The organism is Pseudoalteromonas sp. FUC4, assembly GCF_008370255.1.
In the GTDB taxonomy this organism is placed as follows: Bacteria; Pseudomonadota; Gammaproteobacteria; order Enterobacterales; family Alteromonadaceae; genus Pseudoalteromonas.
The window spans coordinates 1-739 of sequence record NZ_SEUI01000013.1 but is presented as its reverse complement, the minus strand read 5'-3'; the positions used below and the strand labels follow the sequence as shown (position 1 = coordinate 739).

At 49.5% G+C, this 739-nt stretch carries 1 rRNA gene; it reads right to left on the bottom strand.

Features of this window, described 5'->3' with window-relative positions:
* Positions 1-739 (bottom strand): 23S ribosomal RNA (locus EU510_RS19835); the annotation flags it as partial.

Below are 739 nucleotides of genomic sequence, written 5' to 3'. Positions count from 1 at the left end.
TGCACAGTGCTGTGTTTTTAATAAACAGTCCCAGCCACCTGGTCACTGCGGCTCCCGTCCGCTTAGAGAGCAAGTCTCATCACAGATAGGAGCGTACCTTCTCCCGAAGTTACGGTACGATTTTGCCTAGTTCCTTCACCCGAGTTCTCTCAAGCGCCTTAGTATTCTCTACCTGACCACCTGTGTCGGTTTGGGGTACGATTCCATATAATCTGAAGCTTAGAGGCTTTTCCTGGAAGTATGGCATCAGCAACTTCATCACCGTAGTGACTCGTCTCGTGTCTCAGGTTTAATGTTCGTCCGGATTTACCTAAACAAACGCCCTACTCACTTTCACATAGACTACCAACGCTATGCTTGCTTAGCCTGCTCCGTCCCCCCATCGCAATTATATCGAGTACAGAAATATTAATCTGTTTCCCATCGACTACGCCTTTCGGCCTCGCCTTAGGGGTCGACTTACCCTACCCTGATTAACATGGGATAGGAACCCTTGGTCTTCCGGCGTGGGAGTTTTTCACTCCCATTATCGTTACTCATGTCAGCATTCGCACTTCTGATACCTCCAGCAACCCTCCCGGGTCACCTTCAACGGCTTACAGAACGCTCCCCTACCACTCAGAATAAATTCTGAATCCGCAGCTTCGGTGCATAGTTTAGCCCCGTTACATCTTCCGCGCAGACCGACTCGACCAGTGAGCTATTACGCTTTCTTTAAAGGATGGCTGCTTCTAAGCCA